The 21,715-nt window shown below is 37.9% G+C and carries 12 protein-coding genes; 6 read left to right on the plus strand and 6 right to left on the minus strand.

The genetic code is table 11. The features are described from left to right. The first annotated feature begins 26 nt into the window (after positions 1-26). The 6 genes from ACFIKX_RS06560 (at position 27) to trxA (ending at position 12,354) form a co-directional block, all read left to right on the plus strand. Positions 27-1,262 carry an argininosuccinate synthase gene (locus ACFIKX_RS06560; protein ID WP_375628518.1) on the plus strand — a complete coding sequence of 412 codons (1,236 nt, stop codon included), beginning with the start codon at positions 27-29 and terminating at the stop codon, positions 1,260-1,262. A 373-nt stretch (positions 1,263-1,635) separates the two neighbouring features. After that, complete coding sequence (locus ACFIKX_RS06565; RefSeq protein ID WP_375628517.1) at positions 1,636-3,297, plus strand: lysine--tRNA ligase; 1,662 nt, start codon at positions 1,636-1,638, stop codon at positions 3,295-3,297. Then, a complete protein-coding gene (locus ACFIKX_RS06570; RefSeq protein WP_375628515.1) occupies positions 3,297-4,871 on the plus strand; it encodes a peptide chain release factor 3 in 1,575 nt (524 codons plus the stop codon). The genes ACFIKX_RS06565 and ACFIKX_RS06570 overlap by 1 nt, the downstream gene beginning before the upstream one ends. Positions 4,872-5,257: 386 nt before the next feature. Further along, complete coding sequence (gene addB, locus ACFIKX_RS06575) at positions 5,258-8,380, plus strand: double-strand break repair protein AddB (RefSeq protein ID WP_375628513.1); 3,123 nt, start codon at positions 5,258-5,260, stop codon at positions 8,378-8,380. Then, the gene (gene addA / locus ACFIKX_RS06580) at positions 8,377-11,853 is read left to right on the plus strand and encodes a double-strand break repair helicase AddA (protein ID WP_375612786.1); all 3,477 of its coding nucleotides are present in this window, start codon (positions 8,377-8,379) and stop codon (positions 11,851-11,853) included. The genes addB and addA overlap by 4 nt, the downstream gene beginning before the upstream one ends. Positions 11,854-12,030: 177 nt before the next feature. Further along, positions 12,031-12,354 (plus strand): thioredoxin, encoded by a 324-nt coding sequence (gene trxA, locus ACFIKX_RS06585; protein WP_273790200.1) that lies wholly within the window; start codon positions 12,031-12,033, stop codon positions 12,352-12,354. 680 nt (positions 12,355-13,034) lie between these two features. On the opposite strand, the gene tsaE is transcribed toward trxA, so the two are convergent. The 6 genes from tsaE to accD all read right to left on the minus strand — a co-directional run bounded on the left by tsaE (position 13,035) and on the right by accD (position 21,455). Beyond that, positions 13,035-13,505, minus strand: a complete 471-nt coding sequence (gene tsaE, locus ACFIKX_RS06590) for a tRNA (adenosine(37)-N6)-threonylcarbamoyltransferase complex ATPase subunit type 1 TsaE (protein ID WP_375612787.1) — start codon at positions 13,503-13,505, stop codon at positions 13,035-13,037. Positions 13,506-13,556: 51 nt separating this feature from the next. Continuing rightward, complete coding sequence (locus ACFIKX_RS06595) at positions 13,557-16,022, minus strand: ATP-binding protein (protein ID WP_375628512.1); 2,466 nt, start codon at positions 16,020-16,022, stop codon at positions 13,557-13,559. 34 nt (positions 16,023-16,056) lie between these two features. Continuing rightward, the gene (gene ahcY, locus ACFIKX_RS06600; protein WP_375612789.1) at positions 16,057-17,454 is read right to left on the minus strand and encodes an adenosylhomocysteinase; all 1,398 of its coding nucleotides are present in this window, start codon (positions 17,452-17,454) and stop codon (positions 16,057-16,059) included. A gap of 713 nt (positions 17,455-18,167) precedes the next feature. Continuing rightward, the gene (locus ACFIKX_RS06605) at positions 18,168-19,166 is read right to left on the minus strand and encodes a complex I NDUFA9 subunit family protein (RefSeq protein ID WP_375628510.1); all 999 of its coding nucleotides are present in this window, start codon (positions 19,164-19,166) and stop codon (positions 18,168-18,170) included. Between the two features lie 44 nt (positions 19,167-19,210). Further along, the gene (locus ACFIKX_RS06610; RefSeq protein WP_375628509.1) at positions 19,211-20,530 is read right to left on the minus strand and encodes a bifunctional folylpolyglutamate synthase/dihydrofolate synthase; all 1,320 of its coding nucleotides are present in this window, start codon (positions 20,528-20,530) and stop codon (positions 19,211-19,213) included. 4 nt (positions 20,531-20,534) lie between these two features. Next, a complete protein-coding gene (accD, locus tag ACFIKX_RS06615) occupies positions 20,535-21,455 on the minus strand; it encodes an acetyl-CoA carboxylase, carboxyltransferase subunit beta (protein ID WP_375611366.1) in 921 nt (306 codons plus the stop codon). Between the last annotated feature and the right edge of the window lie 260 nt (positions 21,456-21,715).

A 21,715-nucleotide genomic window follows, 5' to 3' on the forward strand; every position in this document is an offset into this window, starting at 1 on the left:
AAGAACAATTCGTATAGAGCTTTAGAATGAAAAAGTGGAAAAGTATTAGAAAAGTTGTTTTGGCTTATTCGGGGGGATTGGATACGTCAATTATTCTCAAATGGTTACAAAGTACGCTAGGCGTTGAAGTTGTGACTTTTACAGCAGATTTGGGGCAGGGGGAAGAATTAGAGCTTGCTCGTCGTAAAGCTGAAATGTTAGGTGTTAAAGAAATCTACATTGAAGATTTGCGTGAAGAATTTGTGCGTGATTTTGTTTTTCCGATGTTTCGAGCCAATACCGTTTATGAAGGGACTTATCTTTTAGGAACATCAATTGCACGTCCACTTATTTCAAAACGTCTTATTGAAATTGCTAAGGAAACAGGGGCAGATGCCATTGCTCATGGAGCAACGGGCAAAGGCAATGATCAGGTACGCTTTGAACTTTCTGCTTATGCACTTAATCCTAATATAAAGATTATTGCTCCGTGGCGTGATTGGGATTTTAAGAGTCGGACAGATCTGTTTGAATTTGCGCGTATGCATCAAATTCCTGTAGAAAAAGATAAGCAAGGCGAAGCTCCTTTTTCAGTGGATGCAAATTTATTACATTCTTCATCAGAAGGAAAGATTTTAGAAAATCCAGCACTTCCTGCTCCTGAATATGTCCATATGCGTACTCTTTCGGTGGAAGATGCTCCAGATAAAGCAACCAGAATCACTCTTGGCTTTAAAAAAGGTGATGCTGTTTCAATCAATGGAAAAAATTTATCTCCTGCAACTTTACTTGCAGAACTAAATCATTATGGGCGGGATAATGGTATTGGTCGGTTGGATCTGGTAGAAAATCGCTTTGTAGGTATGAAATCGCGGGGTATTTATGAAACACCAGGGGGGACCATTCTTTTAACGGCTCACAGAGCTATAGAATCTTTAACGTTAGATCGTGGCGCAGCTCATTTAAAAGATGAATTGATGCCACGTTATGCAGAACTCATTTATTATGGATTTTGGTTTTCGCCGGAACGTAAGATGTTGCAGGCAGCGATTGATTTATCTCAAGAACATGTTGAAGGTGAAGTCACGTTAAAGCTTTATAAGGGGAATGTGATTGTTGAAGGGCGCCAAAGCAAAAAATCACTTTATTCAAGTGAATTGGTAACTTTCGAGGATGATCAAGGTGCTTATGATCAAAGAGATGCAACTGGTTTTATTAAATTAAATGCCCTACGTTTACGTACATTAGCAAGGCGTCATCAAGGTGATAAAGAAAAGAAATAGAAAGTTACGGTGACAAGTGTAATGTGGATTAGTGCTTTTGTATGAAATGCCTAGTTTAAACATTTTTCTGTTGGTTTTTACCGTTCTTTCGTTCAATACTAGAAGCTTATCTTCTGCGCTAATAAATATAATAAGCAAAACCCATGATAATAATAGCAATGAAGGCTCTGATAATCAAAACAAGACAATTTTGCTTTATAACGTTCAATGTTTTTGATTTTTATCAGAACAAAATATGTTTATAACGAGGGTGGTTTTTGTATTGTGACTTAAAAGTATAAAGAAATTTACATCTTTTTGCTTGCTATTATTGACGAATAAATTCAAGAACCATACACCCTATTTTGGAAGATTATAATTTTTAGGATAAATAATGATGCGTAATCAGTGTGATGCCCTTAGCCTTACGCCTGAATTAAAGGATGCGGCTGCTCAATCGAGAACTTGGCCATTTGAAGAAGCACGTAAGATTATCAAACGGTATGAAAAGACGGGTTACCCAGACAGTATAATATTTGAGACCGGTTATGGACCTTCTGGTTTACCGCATATTGGAACTTTTGGGGAAGTTGCACGTACAACCATGGTGCGTCATGCATTTCATATTCTCACAGAGAATAAAGTAAAAACAAAATTACTTTGTTTTTCTGATGATATGGATGGTTTGCGCAAGGTTCCTGAGAATGTGCCTGATCGCGAGAGGATGGAACATTATCTTGGTCAACCGTTGAGCCGTGTACCTGATCCTTTTGGAGATGATTATCCTTCTTTTGGAGCGGCAAATAACGCACGTTTACGGGCTTTCCTTGATCGTTTTGGTTTTGATTATGAATTTGCAAGTGCTACGGATTATTACAATTCTGGTCGTTTTGATGAAACACTTTTAAGAATCCTTGCTTGTTATGACAAGGTGATGGCAATTATTTTACCAACATTAGGTGAAGAACGGCAAGCGACCTATTCACTCTTTCTACCGATTTCTCCCTTTTCTGGAAAAGTATTACAGGTACCGATGATTGCGCGTAATGTTGAAAAAGGGACAGTTACTTATATTGAACCTGAAACAGGAGAAACCATAGAAACAGAGGTTACGGGGGGCAAAGTTAAGTGTCAGTGGAAGGTCGATTGGGCTATGCGTTGGGCAGCGCTTGGCATTGATTATGAAATGGCAGGAAAAGATCTTATCGATTCCACAAATCTTTCTTCTAAAATTTGTAAAGTACTGGGTGGAAAGCCTCCAGAGGGATTTAACTATGAACTCTTTTTAGATGATAAAGGGCAAAAAATTTCCAAATCCAAGGGAAATGGCTTAACCATTGATGAATGGCTTACATATGCTCCAACAGAGAGCTTAGGGCTTTATATGTTTTCAAAGCCCAAGACAGCAAAACGGCTTTATTTTGATGTTATTCCCAAAGCTGTGGATGAATATTATGCGCATCTTTCTGCCTATGGTCGTCAAAGTTGGCAAGAACGGCTTAGTAATCCTGTATGGCATATTCATAATGGTTGTCCACCGCAGGTTGATTTACCTGTACCTTTTGCGATGCTTTTAAATTTGGTAAGTGCTTCAAATGCAGAGAATGCAGGGGTTCTTTGGGGTTTTATTTCTCGTTACGCTAAGGGGGCAAATGCGCAAACTTGTCCAGAACTTGATCAATTGGTGAAATTTGCCATTAAATATTTTGATGTTTTTGTTAAACCAAACAAAAAATTTCGTATACCAGATGACAGCGAACGAGCAACATTAGCACAAATTGATGCAAAATTAGCCAATTTTCCTGAAACTGTTGATGGCAACACACTACAAAATACACTTCTTGATGTTGCGCGGTTAACGGAACGCTATCAAGATCATAGCAAAAAAAGCCCTGAAGGTGGGCCTGGTGTTTCCAATGTTTTTTTTCAAATGTTGTATGAGGTCCTTTTAGGACAAGAGCGAGGTCCACGATGGGGATCATTTATAGCGCTTTATGGGATTAATGAAATGCGTGCACTGATTGCTGAAGCACTTGCACGACCTATGGAGGAATAATGGAACGAAGAGTACAGGAAGTAAAGCGGCGCCGTACATTTGCAATTATTGCTCACCCAGATGCTGGGAAAACAACATTGACGGAAAAGCTTTTATTGTTTGGTGGTGCTATTCAACTTGCAGGAGAAGTAAAAGCCAAAAAAGATCGTATTCAAACTCGTTCTGACTGGATGAATATTGAGCGTGATCGTGGTATTTCTGTTGTGACTTCTGTGATGACGTTTGAATATGAAAATCATATTTTTAATCTCCTAGATACCCCAGGCCATGAAGATTTTGCAGACGATACTTATCGCACGCTTACAGCGGTTGATAGTGCTATCATGGTATTGGATGGGGCCCGCGGGATTGAGCCTAGAACACTAAAACTGTTTGAAGTGTGTCGGATGCGGGATATTCCTATTGTTACTTTTATCAATAAAATGGATCGTGAGGCGCGTGATCCTATAGAGCTTTTAGATGAAATTGAAGAAAAGCTTGCTCTTGATACCGCCCCCATAACATGGCCCATTGGGACGGGTAAAGATTTCGTTGGGACTTTTGATCTTCATCATAACCGTTTTCGCCAAAAAGATGATGAGATAACCCAGCGGATCGTTTCAAATCCCAGTGAGGTTGTCCATTTACTTCCCCAATATCAACGTTCCACTTTTCTTGAAGGAGTAGAACTCGCTCAAAGTGTTTGCAAGAATTTTGATCTTCAAGCTTTCCGTGAAGGTCATATGACTCCGGTTTATTTTGGTTCAGCTTTACGAAATTTTGGTGTTCGTGATTTGATCAATGCGCTTATTGATTTTGGTCAAAGTCCTCGTGATCAAAGTGCAGATCAGCGCAATATCATAGCAACTGAACCTAAAATGACGGGATTTGTTTTTAAAATTCAAGCGAATATGGATCCTAATCATCGTGATCGTATTGCATTTTTTCGGGTATGTTCGGGAACACTTGAACGTGGTATGAAGACAAAATTGGTCAGAACAGGAAAACCGATGACACTTTCGGCTCCACAATTTTTCTTTGCGCGTTCGCGCCAAATTGCTGATCAAGCCTATGCTGGTGATATCGTAGGGATTCCTAATCATGGAACATTGCGTATTGGCGATACTTTGACTGAAGGAGAAGATATTCTTTTTAAGGGAGTACCCAATTTTGCACCAGAGATTTTGCGTCGTGTTTGTTTGGGCGATCCAATGAAAGCAAAAAAGCTCAAAGAAGCTTTGCAACAAATGGCTGAAGAAGGGGTTGTGCAATTGTTTATTCCTGATGATGGGTCGCCTTCTCTCATTGGTGTTATTGGTGCTTTGCAAATTGATGTTTTAAAAGAGCGATTAAAAATAGAATATTCTTTGCCAGTGAATTTTGAGTCTGCACGCTTTAATTTATGCCGTTGGATTTCAGCGCAGAGCAAAGATGAGTTACAAAAGTTTCTCAACGATCATCGCTCTGCTCTTGCGTATGATTTAGAAGGTGATCCAGTTTTTTTAGCGGAGAACCATTTTTCATTAAATTATGAAGCAGAAAGAGCTCCTAAGATAAAATTTTCTACTTTTAAAGATTATCAAGTAAACTCTTAATGTAAAGAAGAAATTTTTATGTAACAATTTGGTTGATAATGATTTTTCATATTGAGTTAGGGATCTGAATATTGTTATTTTTTCTGAAAATAAAAGGAGTATGTAAAGAACACTTTCAGATTGCACTGTATAAAGAATACGGTAAATTTATTTTATAATATTCAATAAGTTATAATATATTTGTAATTGTAGCGCCTTTTAAAATTGTGATATATTTTTTCACAATAGCTTAAGACAAGGTCATATATTTAAGTATTTTGAATATCAGCTAAAAATCTCCTGTATAAATAGAGCTTTTCAGTTTTTTCTTGTATGAAAATTGTATACAGTCAAAATAAAGCAAATAATCAATAAGATGAAATTTGTTATCCCCAATATGAGATCATATGACTTGTAAACCACGTGTCTTTTCTATATCTTCTGGAACTGCTTTTTTGCCTCACTTTGTTGATGCACTGCTCTCTGGTACCCTTATTGATAATTTTGCTCCCAATGGAGATATTCAAACTGCCCTTGCTGATAGCCTTATTTATGTTCCGACACGTCGTGCTGCGCGCGCTTTGCGTTTAGCTTTTGTTGAAAGAAGTGATACACAATCAACCTTTTTGCCAACTATTCGTGCTCTAGGTGATGTAGATGAAGACAGTTTTCTTTTTGTTGAAAATCATACTAGCGCTTTAAATCCGCCCATTGGTGAAAGTGAACGCCTACTGCTTTTAGCGCGCCTTATTCGTCCATGGCGTGAAAATTTGCCTGCGCATCTGCGTGCCATGTTTGGTACAGAAGATGTGCTTATTCCAGCTCATAGTGCTGATGCAATTTGGCTTGCTCAAGATTTAGCACATTTGATGGATGAAATTGAAACAGAAGGAGCAGATTGGTCGAAACTTAAAGATATTGCACCTGACATGGTCGCTGAATGGTGGCAGATAACGCTCGATTTTCTGACTATTGTTACGCAAAATTGGCCACAAATCTTGACAGAAAGGCAACGAAGTAATCCCGCTGAATGGCGTAATCAAGCACTCACAATGCATGCAGAGAATTTACGACGTACGCAGCCTGATAAACCGATTATTGCAGCTGGTGTGTCAGGTTCTATTCCTGCAGTTTCTCATCTTTTAAAGGTTATAGCTTCTCTGCCAAAAGGGGCTGTTGTTCTTCCTGGACTTGATTTTCATATGGATGAAGAACAATGGAATGCATTAAGCACGAGCAATAAAGAAAAAACAGCTTGTGATTTTCTTGATCATGCAGAAAATATTTTTAGTCATCCTCAATATCATTTAAAAAAACTTCTTTCTCTCATGGGGTGTCAACGTCATCATGTTTGCGAAATTGGCCAACAGAGTAGCACAAAGAAAAGGCGAATGGCTCTTTTATCAGAAGCACTCCGACCTGCTTCTACAACAGATAAATGGATACAAATTATCCGTGATGATTATGAAAATCTTTGTGCAGATTGGTCATTTATTGAAGCTATAAATGAACGTGAAGAAGCTCTCGCTATAGCTGTTACCTTACGCAAAGCTATTGAAGAACCTCAAAAAACTGCAGCCCTTATTACAAATGACCGTAATTTAGCACGCCGTGTTGCTGTGGAATTACAGCGATTTGGAATTGAAGCAAATGATTCAGGCGGAATACCACTTGCACAAACATTGCCTGTAACTCTCTTACGACTTATCTTAGAAAATGTATTGCAACCTGATGATCCCATTGCTTTTCTTTCTCTTCTTAAACATCCCCTTACAACACTCCAACAAAATCGTCATCGTTTACGGGAAATGGCAGAAAATTTTGAACTTTTTGTTCTTCGAGGGAATACAGGGCGTATTAATCTTTGCGAATGTGATCAATTTCTTGAAAAATGGATTGAAACATCTTTTCATAATAGTTCTGAAAATAACACCCTTGATCAGCAGAAATGTGAAGAAGCACGTCTCTTTTGTCATCTTTTAAAAAAAGCTGTTGAGCCTTTAACGTCTCTTATGAAACAAGAGAAAGAATGCACCATCAATGAGGCTGCAATAGCAACTGTTGAGGTTTTTGAAAATTTTGGTCGCAATGAGGATAATTCTCTTGCACATCTTTATCAACATGAAGCAGGACAAGCCTTATCAAATTTTTTGCGTGAATTGGTCAGTGATCAATCGGGATTAACATTTCATCTTTGTGAATGGCCCGCTATGTTTTCTGCCATAATAGCAACCCGTTCCGTCGCACCTTCGCCTGGAGGACATCCACGTTTATTCATCTGGGGTACTTTGGAATCGCGTTTGCAAACGGTTGATACAGTGGTCATTGGTGGTCTTAATGAAGGATCATGGCCGATATCAACCCGAAATGATGCTTTTTTATCGCGACCGATGAAAATGATGTTAACTCTGGAACCACCAGAACAGCGTATTGGTCTTTCCGCGCATGATTTTCAATGGGCGATGGGAATGGATAAAGTGGTGATGAGCCGAGCACTACGAGTTGATCATGTTCCTTCTCTCCCTTCACGCTGGCTACAACGCTTAGAAACTGTCGTAGGACAACAAGTTTGGAAACAAATCCGTGCACGAGGTGAAAAGATACGCCATTGGGCAAAGATGCTTGACAATACGGACATGTCTGCTTGTGCAACACGCCCTTGCCCTGTGCCACCCATTGCAGTGCGTCCACGTCATTTTTCCATCACCGAAATAACAACGTTACGCCATGACCCTTATGCCATTTATGCTAAAAAAATCTTAAGGCTCAAACCACTTAAAGCCCTTATTCATGACCTTGGTGCTTCTGAACGCGGAACACTTTATCACGCTATTCTTGCAGATTTTTGCACACAAATAAAAAATCTAAATGCTGCAAATGCATTAGATGTGTTGCTCGCTATTGGACGTAAAGAATTTGATAAGTTTAATTTGCCTGCTGATGTTGAAACAATCTGGTGGAATACATTTGAAAATCTTGCTCCCTTTATTTTGCAATGGGAACAAAGTCTAGAACCCCGAATACGACATTCGGAAGTGGAATCGCAAAAAATACCCATAGGTACAACAGGGGTAACTCTTTCAGGACGTGCTGATCGTATTGATATATTGCCAAACAAAACGGTTGAAATACTTGATTTTAAAACGAGTACACCCCCTTCATCAAAACAGGTTCGCGAATTATTATTTCCACAATTAGCATTGGAAACCGCTCTATTAATGAGAGGAGCTTTTACAGATTTTCAAAATCTGTCCCCCTCAAAACTATTTTATATTCCTCTTAATGGAAAAGGTAAGATTACTCCTCAATTAATTCTTTCAGAAAAAGCGGAAAAAGATCACCAAAATGTTATTAATCTTGGTGAAAGGGCGTGGGAACATCTTATCGCGTTAATGGAGTATTATCAAAATCCACAACAAGGCTATCTTTCACACGCAGTCCCTATGTTAAAACAATATGAAAGTGACTATGATCATCTGGCACGCTTATGGGAATGGTCAAATGGATTTCATAAAGGAGATCAATCATGACTCTTTTTTCTATTCCTGAAGCAGCCCTTGATGCACAAGCAACAGCAACACATCCAAAAACACATGTATGGGTTTCTGCAAATGCAGGATCTGGAAAAACCCATGTTCTAACCGAACGCGTTATTCGTTTGCTTTTAAACGGTACTTCTCCAGCACGTATTTTATGCCTTACTTACACGAGAGCCGCCGCCGCTGTTATGCAATCGCGGATTTTTCGCACACTCTCCAGCTGGAATGAACTCGATGATGCACAGCTTAAAGAAATCTTATCGAAGTTTGAAAACAAACCTATCAGTGCAACAAAAATAACCTATGCGCGCCAACTCTTTGCTCGTGCTTTAGAAACACCTGGTGGTTTGAAAATACAGACTATTCACGCATTTTGCGAATCTCTCTTGCATCAATTTATGCTAGAAGCCAATATTGCTGGACATTTTGAACTCATAGATGATATCAACCGCAAGAAATTACTACAAGAAGCCCGCTGCCAACTTTTAAAGCATCATGATATACAACCCGCTCTAAAACAGCTGCTTAAGGTTATCAGTGAACATACTTTTAACCAATTGCTGTATGAAGCAGCTGAAAAGCAACATAAACTGTCTGATTTTTTGTCTTCTCTTCTGTCTGAAAATGGAGAAGAGAAATTGCGGGCGCTGTTTAATTTAGCACCTGATGATACAAATCAGCAATTACTAGAAAAAATTCAACAGACTGCTCGTCTTCCTCTTTATGCTCTTAACCATTGTGAAACCCATGGGAATAAAAACACTAAGAGTATCATTGAAAAACTTCCCCAATTAGAAACTGCTTGTGATGAAGAAACTATCATTGATATTGTTTCAAATATTTATTTTACAACAGAAGGTAAACCTCGTAATTTTGCACTTATATCGTCTAAAAAATCAGATGAAATTTGGCCTTTTATTCAACAATTGATTAAAGATAAACAAAGCAAGCTTTCTGTTCTTTTAGAAAAATATCACTGTGCAAAAGTTGCCACCCTCAATATGGCTGCTTTTCAGCTTTGTGCCCTTTATCTCAAAATTTATGCAAATTTAAAAAAAGCCAATGGTTTTTTAAACTTTGATGATCTCATTGAGCGCACACTCCATTTGTTACAGCGCAAAGGTGCAAGCCAATGGGTGCACTATAAACTTGATAAGGGTCTTGATCATATTTTGCTTGATGAAGCACAAGATACGAACCCTGATCAATGGAAAATTATTCAACTTTTAGCGCAAGAATTTTTTACAGGTCATAGTCAACGTGACAATATACGTACTCTTTTCGCTGTTGGAGATGAAAAACAGTCTATTTATTCCTTTCAGGGCGCTGCACCAGAAAATTTTGCTGCAAATGGCAAAATTATTCAAAAAAAAGCACAACAAGCAAAGCAGAAATTTGAAAAAATACAATTGAATTACTCTTTTCGCTCCACAGCCGATGTTCTTAAAAGTGTGGATCTTGTCTTTGAAACACCAGAGAATTATAAAGGGCTTTCAGCAGAAAATACAAAAACCATACACGAAGCTATCCGTACTCACAGTCCAGGTGAAGTTATTTTATGGGATGCCATTTCTAAAGAAAAAGACGAATTTCCTGATGATTGGCATGTAACTGTTGATCATTTAGATATACCAGCAGTACGTTTGGCAGAAAAAGTTGCTGAAACGATTGCAGGCTGGTTACACAAAGGAGAAATGCTTCCAGCAAAAGGGCGGTTATTGCGTGCTAGTGATATTATGGTTTTGGTTCGTAAGCGTGATCAATTTGCCCTAGCGCTTTCTCGTGCCCTTAAACAACGCAATATACCCGTCGCTGGTGCAGACCGTTTACAGCTTATAAAACATATGAGTGTGCGTGATTTAATGGCACTCGGACGTTTTGTTTTGCAACCACAAGACGATTTGTCTCTTGCTTGTGTTTTAAAAAGTCCACTCTTTGCGCTTAGCGAAGAGGAACTTTATCAACTTGCCGCTCACCGTACAGGCTCCCTTTGGAAAAGCCTTTGTGAACAGGCATCGTCGCATATTCCTTTTAAAGATACTTTTGAAAGCTTGAGTCAATATCGTACTTTAGTGGATAAAATACCAGTCTTCGAATTCTATAGTCATATCTTAAATGATGATAAGGGACGACAAAAAATTTTAGCGCGCTTAGGCTCGGAAGCCAATGATGTGCTTGATGCTTTTATGGACTACACACTCGCGATTCAAAAAACGGGGTTACCAGGATTACAAGCTTTTTTGGAAACATTAAGTGTCAGTGAACCAGAAATTAAACGTGAGTTTGACCAAAATCATGAAGAAATTCGCATCATGACTGTTCACGCCGCAAAAGGACTGGAGGCTGCTGTTGTATTTTTAGTTGATCCCGGTAGTGCGATTTGGCATCCCCAGCATTCACCTCACTTGCTTGAAGTTCCCTTGAACAATGCATATTTGAGTGACCAACAAGCTTTTATCTGGCGCCCTAATGCAGAATTCGATACAATGCCTTCTAAACAAGCAATTTTGCGTTTAAAAGAGCGTGCTGAAGAGGAGTATAGGCGCCTTCTTTATGTAGGAATGACACGCGCTGAAGATCGCTTGTTTGTTTGCGGGTATAAAGGTCCGAAAACGCCATCTCATACATGGTTACAACTGGTAAAGAGAGCTCTCGAACCACATGCGGTAGCTATAAAAGGTCCTGCGGAAGATATTGCAGCTTGGCGTTATTGCATTACACCGCCTTCTTCTACTTCTATAAACCAAAAAATTTCTTCCGTTGAGTGCCAAACACTTCCACCTCTACCAGACTTTTTCTCCCATAAAGTACCAGCAGAACCAGTGTTACCAAAACCGTTAAAACCGTCAGTGGCGAGCCTTTCCATTGAAGCTGATACAGAGCTGTCCTCAAGTCCAAAACAGCTTACCACTTCACCTGTTTTAGGAGCCATGAACACAAACAGAGCTTTTTCCATTGAATATGGTAATCTCGTTCACCGATTGTTACAGTATTTACCCGATTGTCCCCCACAAAAACGTCGAGATTATGCTCGAAACTATCTCAATATCAAAGCCTCTCATTGGCATGAGAGCCAAAGAGAAGATGCTCTTTGCCATATTTGGAAAATATTAGATCATGTTTATCTCAAACCCCTTTTCTCTGAGCATTCACGTGCTGAGGTCTCCTTAATGGGTATTGTGAAAATTCGTGGAAAAGAACAAGCAATCTCTGGTCAAATTGACCGTCTCTACATCACGCAAAACAGCGTTATCTTTGCAGATTTTAAAACAGGAACCCCGCCAGAAAATGAAGCTGCTATTGCTTCTCATCATTGGTTGCAAATGGCTCTTTATCGAAAGTTATTGCAAGCTATTCATCCCGATAAAGATATACAGGCTCTGCTTATCTACAGTAAAGAAGCCAAAATTTTTAAACTTCCTCCAGAAAAACTTGAGGCATTTCTTAGTGAAGTTGCCTTATAAGTTACTCTTTTCCTTGCAAAGCATTTTTACATTTTATTTACTTTCATAAAATCGCTCAAACAAACACAACGCATAATCCCTAGTGTAAAAAAGTCCTTTAATAATTTATCTTTGCAATAACTTGATATGAATTGTTATTATACCAATCTATAAAAGGTGAATATAAAGGATAAATCAATGACGTGTATAAAAGTTGATAAGGACAATTTCGAAAGTGAAGTTCTAACTTCTTCCACCCCTGTTGTGGTTGATTTTTGGGCAGAATGGTGTGGCCCTTGCAAAGTGATTGCTCCAATGTTGGATGAAATTTCAATAGAAATGCAAAATCAAGTTAAAATTGCTAAGGTAAATATTGATGAAAATCCGGAACTGGCTACCCAATACGGAGTACGTTCTATCCCTACATTATTAATGTTTAAAAATGGAAATATTTCATCGAATATGGTTGGCGCTACCTCTAAAGGACGTCTTTCTGAATGGATAAAAGATGGGCTTAGTTAATTCCACGTATAATTACTATAAAGGAGAGAAATTTTGTCTCTCCTTTTGACTTTTTTAAAATATTCTTTTTTGCATTATGTTATAATGAAAAGACAATAAAAATCAAAATTTTAAATGAATTTAAGAATTCGTGCTTTTATGCATGATTCAATTGGCCATTTTTTATAAAAAATTGCTTTGTATGAAGAATATATGCAATTCTTTCCTTATAGGCGCGTTAAAAATATTGGGAGAATGATAATTTCATTAAAGGTATTTCTTCTTAGATAAGACTATTGAGATAGATAGTGTTTTCAACACATAAAGGGAGATTTTAAGCAAAAACTTTGCAAATTACTTTTCTGAAGCTCACAATTTTTAAGCAGAAAGAGACAAGCAATTCACTACAGGTTATATAATGCTCTTCTAAAGGGTTATCACTTCAATTTAAAATTCTCTTATACTATTCTCTAAAATCAAAATTGTAGGTATCAGATTCTCTAAAATAAATTGATGAATTTCTATAAATTAACGGCTGTCCTTTGCAATTTATGTCATTGTTATATAAAAGAGTCATCATTTCGTTTCATCTTCCATGGTTGGTGCCTCCATGAAGCCTTCTTTATGTTGTCTATCATCTCAGATTTCATAGGTAGTACTGAGGTATTATCAAATTAAAAAATGATGATGTTCATGTTTTTTTAAAATGTACGAATTGTAAAAGACTGTTGCAAACATTCAATGGAATGTTGCGCTGATCTAACTGTTACATGACGCCCATGTTCTTTATAGTGTAAGGTGAGTGCAAAAGTGGCGAGTTCTAAAAGAGCTGTATTTCTTTCTGGCCATTCAACAAGTAAAATATTTTTCTCACGAGCTTCATGAAGCCCTAATTCATCAATTTCTTCTGCCATAGAAAGGCGATAAAGATCAGCATGAATAATTTCAAACTTTGGAAGTTGATAGCTTTGCACAAGAGTAAAAGTAGGGCTTGGAACATCCATAGTGTTATCGTTCGCAAGTGTTTGAATGATTGTACGTGCAATGGTTGATTTTCCAGTTCCAAGATCTCCTTGCAGCGTTACAAGATCTCCTGGCTTTAAAGAAAGAGCTAAATTTTGTGCAAAAAGCTTTGTTGCCTCTTCATTTTCAAGAAAAAAACTAAAATTCATTAAAAGTTCCATGAAATGGATGAAAAATTTTTGTTATCATAAAGGTTAAAATTAAAAAATCGTATCTCCTTTGGAGAGTGGGAAAAAACATTTAACTGTTGTTCCTTTTCCAGAACCGGTAAGAATTTCAACATGTCCACCGTGTAGTTCAACGAAACTTTTTACAAGGGAAAGGCCAAGACCCGCTCCCGCACGCCCACCATGGTGTGAATGGGAAGAAAAACGTTTAAAAATACGATCAAGAACGTCTTCTGGGATGTCAGAGCCCTGATTGTGAACGCTAAAGACAATGTTATCATCTTGTTCATCGACGCAAAATTCAATAGTACTCGCCTCCGTTGCAAAATTAATAGCATTACTCAGTACATTCACAAAAATTTGATGCAAGCGCTTTTCATCAGCAGAAATAGAATTTAAGGAAGGAGAAATTTGTTGTAAAAGCGTAATATGCCGTCCATTAAGGCGATCTTCTACACGTGCTACTGCTTGTATCATAGCATCTGCAATATTAACCGATTTTATGTCCAACTCCATAATGCCTGCATCAAGGGTAGCAAGATCAAGAATATCGTTAACAATATTTAAAAGAGTTCCTGATTCTGAATGAATATGCCCAAGATATTCTTGTTGACGTTTATTGATAGAGCCGAAAATTTGATCACGTAAAATATCGGAAAATCCAATAATATTGGTGAGAGGTGTACGCAATTCATAGGAAACATGTTGGACAAATTCATTACGCAAACGATCAGCACTTTCTAATGCTTCATTTCTTTCTTGAAGAGCACGTGCAACATGGACAGTATCTGTAACATTCACAAAAGTAAGCATTGTTTGTCCATCGGGAAGAGGAACCAGAGTATAGTCAATAATCATATCATTTTTAAGATCTATACGACCTGAATATGTTTCACGTTTTTCAGCAAAACCGGTAATGAATTTGGTAAATTGATCCCATTCTTGTCCTAAGGTTAAGGCTGAACAATGGCTTTGTAACTGTGTAATATGGGTCCCTTCTACCAGTAAATTATAAGGAAGAGACCACAATTTCGACAAGGCAGGATTCGATAAACGAAGGCGTCCATCAGTACCAAAAACAACCACGCCTTCGGAAAGTTTATCAAGTGTTTCACCTTGTATTTTAATAAGTGTATTATAACGGCGTTCAAGATCAATTTTTTCTGTAAGGTTTTCGTAAAGCCAAGTGACACCTCCTTGTGGATGAGGGTTCGAGATAACACGCACCGTACGCCCATCTGGAAGATTCCAAATTTGTTGGTTCGATTCTGTTTGTCGATAGGCTTTAAAAAGTTCTTCTTTCCATGCGCGCCAATCGGGGTGTTCAGCAATGAGCCCTTTTTCACGTAGACGTTCAAGAAATAATGTATGGCTTGGTTCACTTTCTAAAAAGGAAGTCTCCAACGGCCATAAAATTTTAAAAGCATGATTACAGAATTTTAATTTTTGGTTTGTATCAAAAATAGCTACAGCTGTTGAAATTTGGTCAAGTGTTTCACAATGGCTTTGAAGAACATAACTTAATTCATGAGCAAGATTTTCATATGCGCTGTCATCACGCGCAAAAGCTGCCATCCCTTCGGCTGTTGTAATACGTGTGAGATGAAAACGATGTCGTTCTCCATCAATAACTGTGTGAACATGTTCTTGAAAAATTGTTTCTATTTCATCTGTTTTGCGTTGTGTATTTTCATTGAAAAGATCCCCCACTTCATCACTGCCTTCACGAAAATCTGTCATTTCTCTAAAGGCGCGATTGATAAAACAAACTTTTCCTTCACAATCTTTTATCCATACGGGCTCTTGAATAAGATCAAGAAGATTACGCTGCATTCTCAGTTCAGTAAGAAGGCGGGCGATATCTTTCTGTAAACGAGCATTTTCACTCTGTTGTTTTGAGATATCTTGAAAACGAGCAATAGCGACTGTTCCTGCGATGACTCCTGTAACTTGTAGCGGTACATTGTTTGTGGTGGTGATAGAAAGATCAAAAGGGTGACATTTACAACGTAGTTGAGTCAATGCATAATCAAGTTCTCGCAGAGAATTTTCTTCAACCCAGAGCTCAAAACGCTGAAAATCTTTCTGGTCGATTCCTATTTTTTGCAATGCAGAAAGGGCACCAACGACACGGGGTAAGGTTGTTGGATTTTCCCAAATAAGAAGGAATTGCTCGGTTTCTTCCAGAAGCCATTCATAATATTTAAGTTTTTCAGAAAAATTTGCCTGAATTATCTTCAAAGGCTTCTGTGCAGTTTTTTTTGCACGCATAATAACAGCTAGGCACGTGAGAAGTGAAGCACAAGAAATTCCTCCACACAGCGCTAAAAGCAGCCATGGACCATTCGGCAAAGTGAAGAAAAATGGTAAATAACCTTCCAATGACTGAGCAAAAGCGCATGTTGGAGAAAAAAAGAAAAAAAGGCAAAATATATACGTATAGATTCGGATCTCTTTTTGAGCTTTTTCTTTGGGGTTATAGTCACCAAAGCTGAGCACGGCATCTTTCCCTTTTTTAACCCAAGGAAACGTATTAGTAACGATAATGGTTTGGTTTATAAGGTCCTTGTGGTGAGACTCCAATATAAGCGGCTTGTTCTTCTGATAAAACACTTAATTTTATTCCTAACCGATCCAGATGTAGACGTGCAACCTTTTCATCAAGATGTTTAGGCAAAACAGTGACTTCATTTGTATAGTGTTCTGAACGGGTAAAAAGTTCAATTTGCGCTAAAACTTGATTAGTAAACGAGGCTGACATGACAAAAGAAGGATGCCCAGTCGCATTCCCGAGGTTTAACAAACGCCCTTCAGAGAGCAAAATGATGCGTTTTCCATCGGGAAAGGTGATCATATCAACTTGTGGTTTAATATTTGTCCATGGCAAATTTCTAAGGGCAGCGACTTGGATTTCGTTATCAAAATGACCAATATTTCCAAGAATACACATATCCTTTACTTGTCGCATATGATCTAAACGAACAACATCTTTATTGCCTGTTGTCGTGATGATAATATCAGCACTGGAAGCAGCATCATCCAAATTAACAACTTCATAGCCATCCATAGCGGCTTGAAGAGCGCAAATAGGATCAATTTCTGTTATTTTAACACGAGCCCCAGCACCAGAAAGAGATGCTGCTGAACCTTTTCCTACATCACCATAACCACAGACAATGGCAGTTTTACCAGCGATCATCACATCTGTTCCACGTCGAATACCATCGACCAATGATTCTTTACATCCATATTTATTATCAAACTTTGATTTAGTGACGCTATCATTAACATTAATAGCAGGAAAAGGTAGAAGTCCTTCTTTTTGTAACTGATAAAGACGGTTTACACCTGTTGTGGTTTCTTCGCTTACACCTTTAATTGCCGCGCGCTGTCGTGTAAAAAAAACTGGCGTTGCATCCATACGCTTTTGTATTTGTTTGAAAAAAATTTCTTCTTCTTCTGTTTTGGGATGCGATAAAATATCTTTATTTTGTTCTGCACGACTTCCCATTAAAATATAGTTTGTGGCGTCAGCTCCATCATCTAAAATAAGATTGGAAGGATTACCATCTGGCCATTGGAAGATTGCATCTATATAAGTCCAATATTCTTCCAATGTTTCACCTTTAATGGCAAATACAGGAATGCCTGTTGCGGCGATAGCTGCTGCTGCATGGTCTTGCGTAGAAAAAATATTGCTAGAGCTCCATCGTATATCGGCGCCAATCGCTTTTAATGTTTCAATTAAAACAGCTGTCTGAATTGTCATGTGCAATGAGCCAGAAATACGCGCTCCGCGCAAAGGTTGGCTGGAAGAAAACTCCTTACGACAAGCCATCAAACCAGGCATTTCAGTTTCAGCAATATCAAGTTCTTTACGACCATAAGCGGCAAGTGCAATATCTTTGACAACAAAATCTTGAGCTGCCATTCTTCATTCCTTTAAAATAAGTTTTTCCAAGACGGTAGGAGAAATTAAAAAAAAATGCAAGACAAGAAGAGGACTTCTTTATGTGAAAAAGCTCTTTTAAAATCTCCATAAATTTGTGCAAAAAATATGCATTTATGGATCTGAATAGTGATATTACTGACAGAATAAGAGATCTTCATGATAAGTCTTATTATATAAACAAAATTCTATCCTTTTCACGTAACTTTAAAGCTTTTAAAAGTCTCCAGAGGGAATACCTTTTAAATAATAAAAATGGTGCATTGCTTTACAGTTTTTATATTGATTTTTATGGGATAATATCGAAAGTAGTATACTCGTATTCTACTCACTTATGCGGTTGTTGAAAAAGGAAGAATTACTTTAATCTCATTATTAAGCTTTTTAGCAAAATAATATAAATACAAAGCCATAGATTATCATGTTTATGGATAGGCAGTTCAGAATCGGTTCTTTAGGATTCCAATGTTGAACCTGCTCTTTGATAAAGACAGTTTATAAGAAGTGCTTTTCTCCTGTTTTCAACGATTTTTATCAAAAGACTATAGATATACGATTAAACATTTTTTGTGATACTGAATAGAGTATTTAAAATGTAAAAACATCACTCTATTGAACACTCTGATTTTAAAACCGCTAACAACGCGCTATGAATTATAAATCAAATAATTAACTCAGTTTTGGAAGAATTTATTCTAGACGAGTAGGTTTTGGGAAAATTGACCATGTGGACGAAATCGCCAGAGATAACTTGGCAAGAATGCTGCCATTGCTCTGGGGGTAATACCCACACCTTCTAGAGTATATCCATTCTCTATAGCTTCTTTAGAAACAATGTTATCCATTTGCAAAAAACGTATCTGATTGGCTGTTACGAGTGTTGGTACAAAAGGCAATTTACCGATTGTTCCCAAAATTCCTCCAATCAATAGACCAGCAGAAAGGGGCATGGATAGGATTGTTTTTTTACGGTGAATAATTTTGAGTATATTTTCAAGAGTATTTTGGAAGGTGATAATCTGGGGACCACCAAGATCATAATTTTTTCCCCAAGCAACCTGTCCATCTAAAGCGCGCACGATAAACTCAGCAACGTCACCAACATACACGGGTTGCAATTTGCTTTGTCCACCTCCAAAAAGAGGCATAATTGGTAAAAAACGTGACAAATCTGCTAAGGTGTTAAAGAAACAATCCTCTGGTCCAAAGATAACGGATGGACGGATAATAATTGCTTGAAGATGCTTGTTATGAATGATTTGTTCACCCATAAACTTAACACGTGCATAAAGACATGAAGCATTCTCGTTAGCCACAAGTGTTGACATATAGATGAGCGGAATACCAGTTTCTGCTGTTAATTCAGCAACATTGTAAACACCATCAATTTGTGTGTTTTTAAAATTCGATTGATTTGCTTGTTTTAAGCTACCGGGTAAAAACACTGCCGCATCAGCTCCAAGCAATGCGTGTGCAACAGAGGCACGATGCTTGATATCTGTTTTAAGCATTTGGGTTTGTCCTACTTCTCCTATTTGGAGCATGTAATAAGCTTTTTGTGGACAACGAACAGCGATACGAACGCGATATCCCCGCTTAGTCAAAGTTTCAACGACATGTCGTCCTACAAAACCGGATCCGCCAAAAACAGTAATGAGTTTAGGATGTTGATAAAGTGCACAATCAAGTTGCATGATTAAAAAGTCTATCTTTCAAAGCTTTAAAAATAGCTAATTATCTAGCACGGTGGTGTTTTATTGTCACGCAAAATATCACCCGCAAGATAAAGAGAACCACTAATAAGGACAATAGCCTCTTTATATTCCATTTTAATTTTATGCAAAGCATCTTGTAGGTGCGCTTTTGGGGCAGCAGGGATTCCTACTTTTTGGGCTGATTCAGCTAAGTCTGTTGGAGAGATACTGGCATTATTGTCAAGCAGCGGTATCGTATATACTTTATCGACAAGGTTAGCTAAAGGACGAAAATAACCGACAGCATCTTTGGTATTAAGCATGCCAGCAATCATAATAATGGGGCGATCTGTTTTTTTTCTCCATTGTGTAAGTTCTGCCGCAATAACTTTTCCTGCAGCAGGATTGTGACCACCATCTAACCATAAATCAATATCAGGAGATAGTTGATCAACCAAAAGTCCTTGGGTAAGATGCTGCATTCGTGCGGGCCAATAAATATTTTTCAAAGCGTCATTTATGGTTTGTTCTGAAAGTTGAAAACCCGCTTGATAAACTGCTTCAAGAGATGCACCAGCATTAGCAATTTGGTGGTCTCCAATAAGGTTAGGAAGAGGAAGATCCATGAGACCTTGATGGTTTTGAAAAACCATACGTCCATGTTCTTTATAGCTTTGATAATCTTGATCAAAGAGAGCATAAGATGCTTTATTTTTATCGGCAAGGGGTATTAAAGTAGCAAGAGTTTCTTCATAATTCTGCTTTCCGATGACCACTGGAACGTTTGGTTTTATAATTCCCCCTTTTTGAAAAGCGATTTGAGCAATTGTATTTCCAAGAAAGCTCTCATGATCATAATCAATGGGCATAATAAGCGATACAGCTGGTTTGTTAACGACATTGGTAGCATCAAAACGTCCTCCCAATCCAACTTCTAAAATGACAACATCAGCTGGATGTATACTAAACAACATAAAGGCAGCGGCTGTAAAAATTTCAAAAATAGTAATCGGCTCTTGACGATTTACTTTTATAATTTCACGGATTGTCTCAGCCAATTGGTTTTCTGTAACAAGTTGACCTCCTCCTTTTTGACCTAACCGGCAGCGTTCATTCCAGTTGACGAGATGAGGTGAGCTATAAACATGAACGCGGTATCCTGCACTTTCCAAAAGAGCACGGCAAATTGCTGAAGCAGATCCTTTGCCATTTGTTCCAGCGATGTGAATAACAGGGGCAAGTTTTAAATGTGGGTTACCAAGACGCTCTAAAAGGTGAACAATACGCTCTAAAGAAAGATCAAATTTTTTCGGATAATTTTTTAGTAAATCATCCACCACCCTTTGTATTTGACTTTGTTGCATAAACTTAAGCTGCTTTTGTCCTAGAAAGCGATGTTTGAGAGTCTGTTGGGGATGGATCGGAAGGGTTAAAAACAGCAGGGCGTTTCATCATCAAGCGTAAAATACGTGCAATTGTTGTTTTCATTTCTAAACGCGATACAACCATATCAATCATACCATGTTCAAGCAGATATTCACTACTTTGAAAACCTTCTGGTAGGGTTTCGCGTATAGTTTGTTGAATCACACGTGGACCAGCAAAACCAATCATAGCGCCAGGCTCGGCAATGTGAATATCACCAAGCATGGCGTAAGAAGCAGTAACACCACCGGTGGTTGGATTAGTCAGCACAACAATATAGGGAAGCTTTGCTTCTTTCAACATTTCAATCGCTACAGTTGTACGGGGCATTTGCATCAACGAGAGTGTTCCTTCTTGCATGCGTGCACCACCAGAAGCAGCAAAAAGAACCAGCGGACGCCTTTCAGCAATGGCAGTATCAAAAGCTTTGATAATAGCTTCTCCTGAAGCCATACCAAGTGATCCACCCATAAAGGCGAAATCTTGAACAGTTGCAATAATTGGTAAGCCTTCAATCGTACCACGTGCACTTAAAATATTGTCATCAACCCCAAGTTTAGAACGATAATCTTTTAACCGGTCAATATAGCGTTTTTCGTCACGAAATTTTAAAGGATCTGTTACAACTTTTGGATTTTCAAGAGCTGTATAAACACCATCATCAAAAAAATGCATGAGACGATTTTTAGCACTGATACGCATATGATGACCAGAATTGGGAGCTACAAATTGATTAGCTTCCAGATCTTTATGGAAGACCATTTCACCACTGGTAGGATCTTTAATCCATAGATTTTCTGGAATTTCACGGCGCCCCAATATAGAGTTAATTTTAGGACGAACATAATTTGTAATCCAGTTCATCTTTATAACCTTCCTTTAAATATTGTGCATCTTTTGCATGATTTGAAAGAATATAGAACTTAAGCAGTCACATTTGCTTTACCGGTTGAACAAAGGAGTCTATTTAATACTTTTATCAGTGTACGTATAGCTTGTTTTTTAATTTTTAATTTTTCCCATATCATAACAATCATATGCATCATGAAGAGTATTCCCTATAATAAATTTCTCATAAGTTCTAAGAACTTACATGTTTGTATTTTTTACTTTGGTGTTAAAAT

The organism is Bartonella sp. CM86QHHN (genome assembly GCF_042194695.1).
GTDB lineage: Bacteria > Pseudomonadota > Alphaproteobacteria > Rhizobiales > Rhizobiaceae > Bartonella.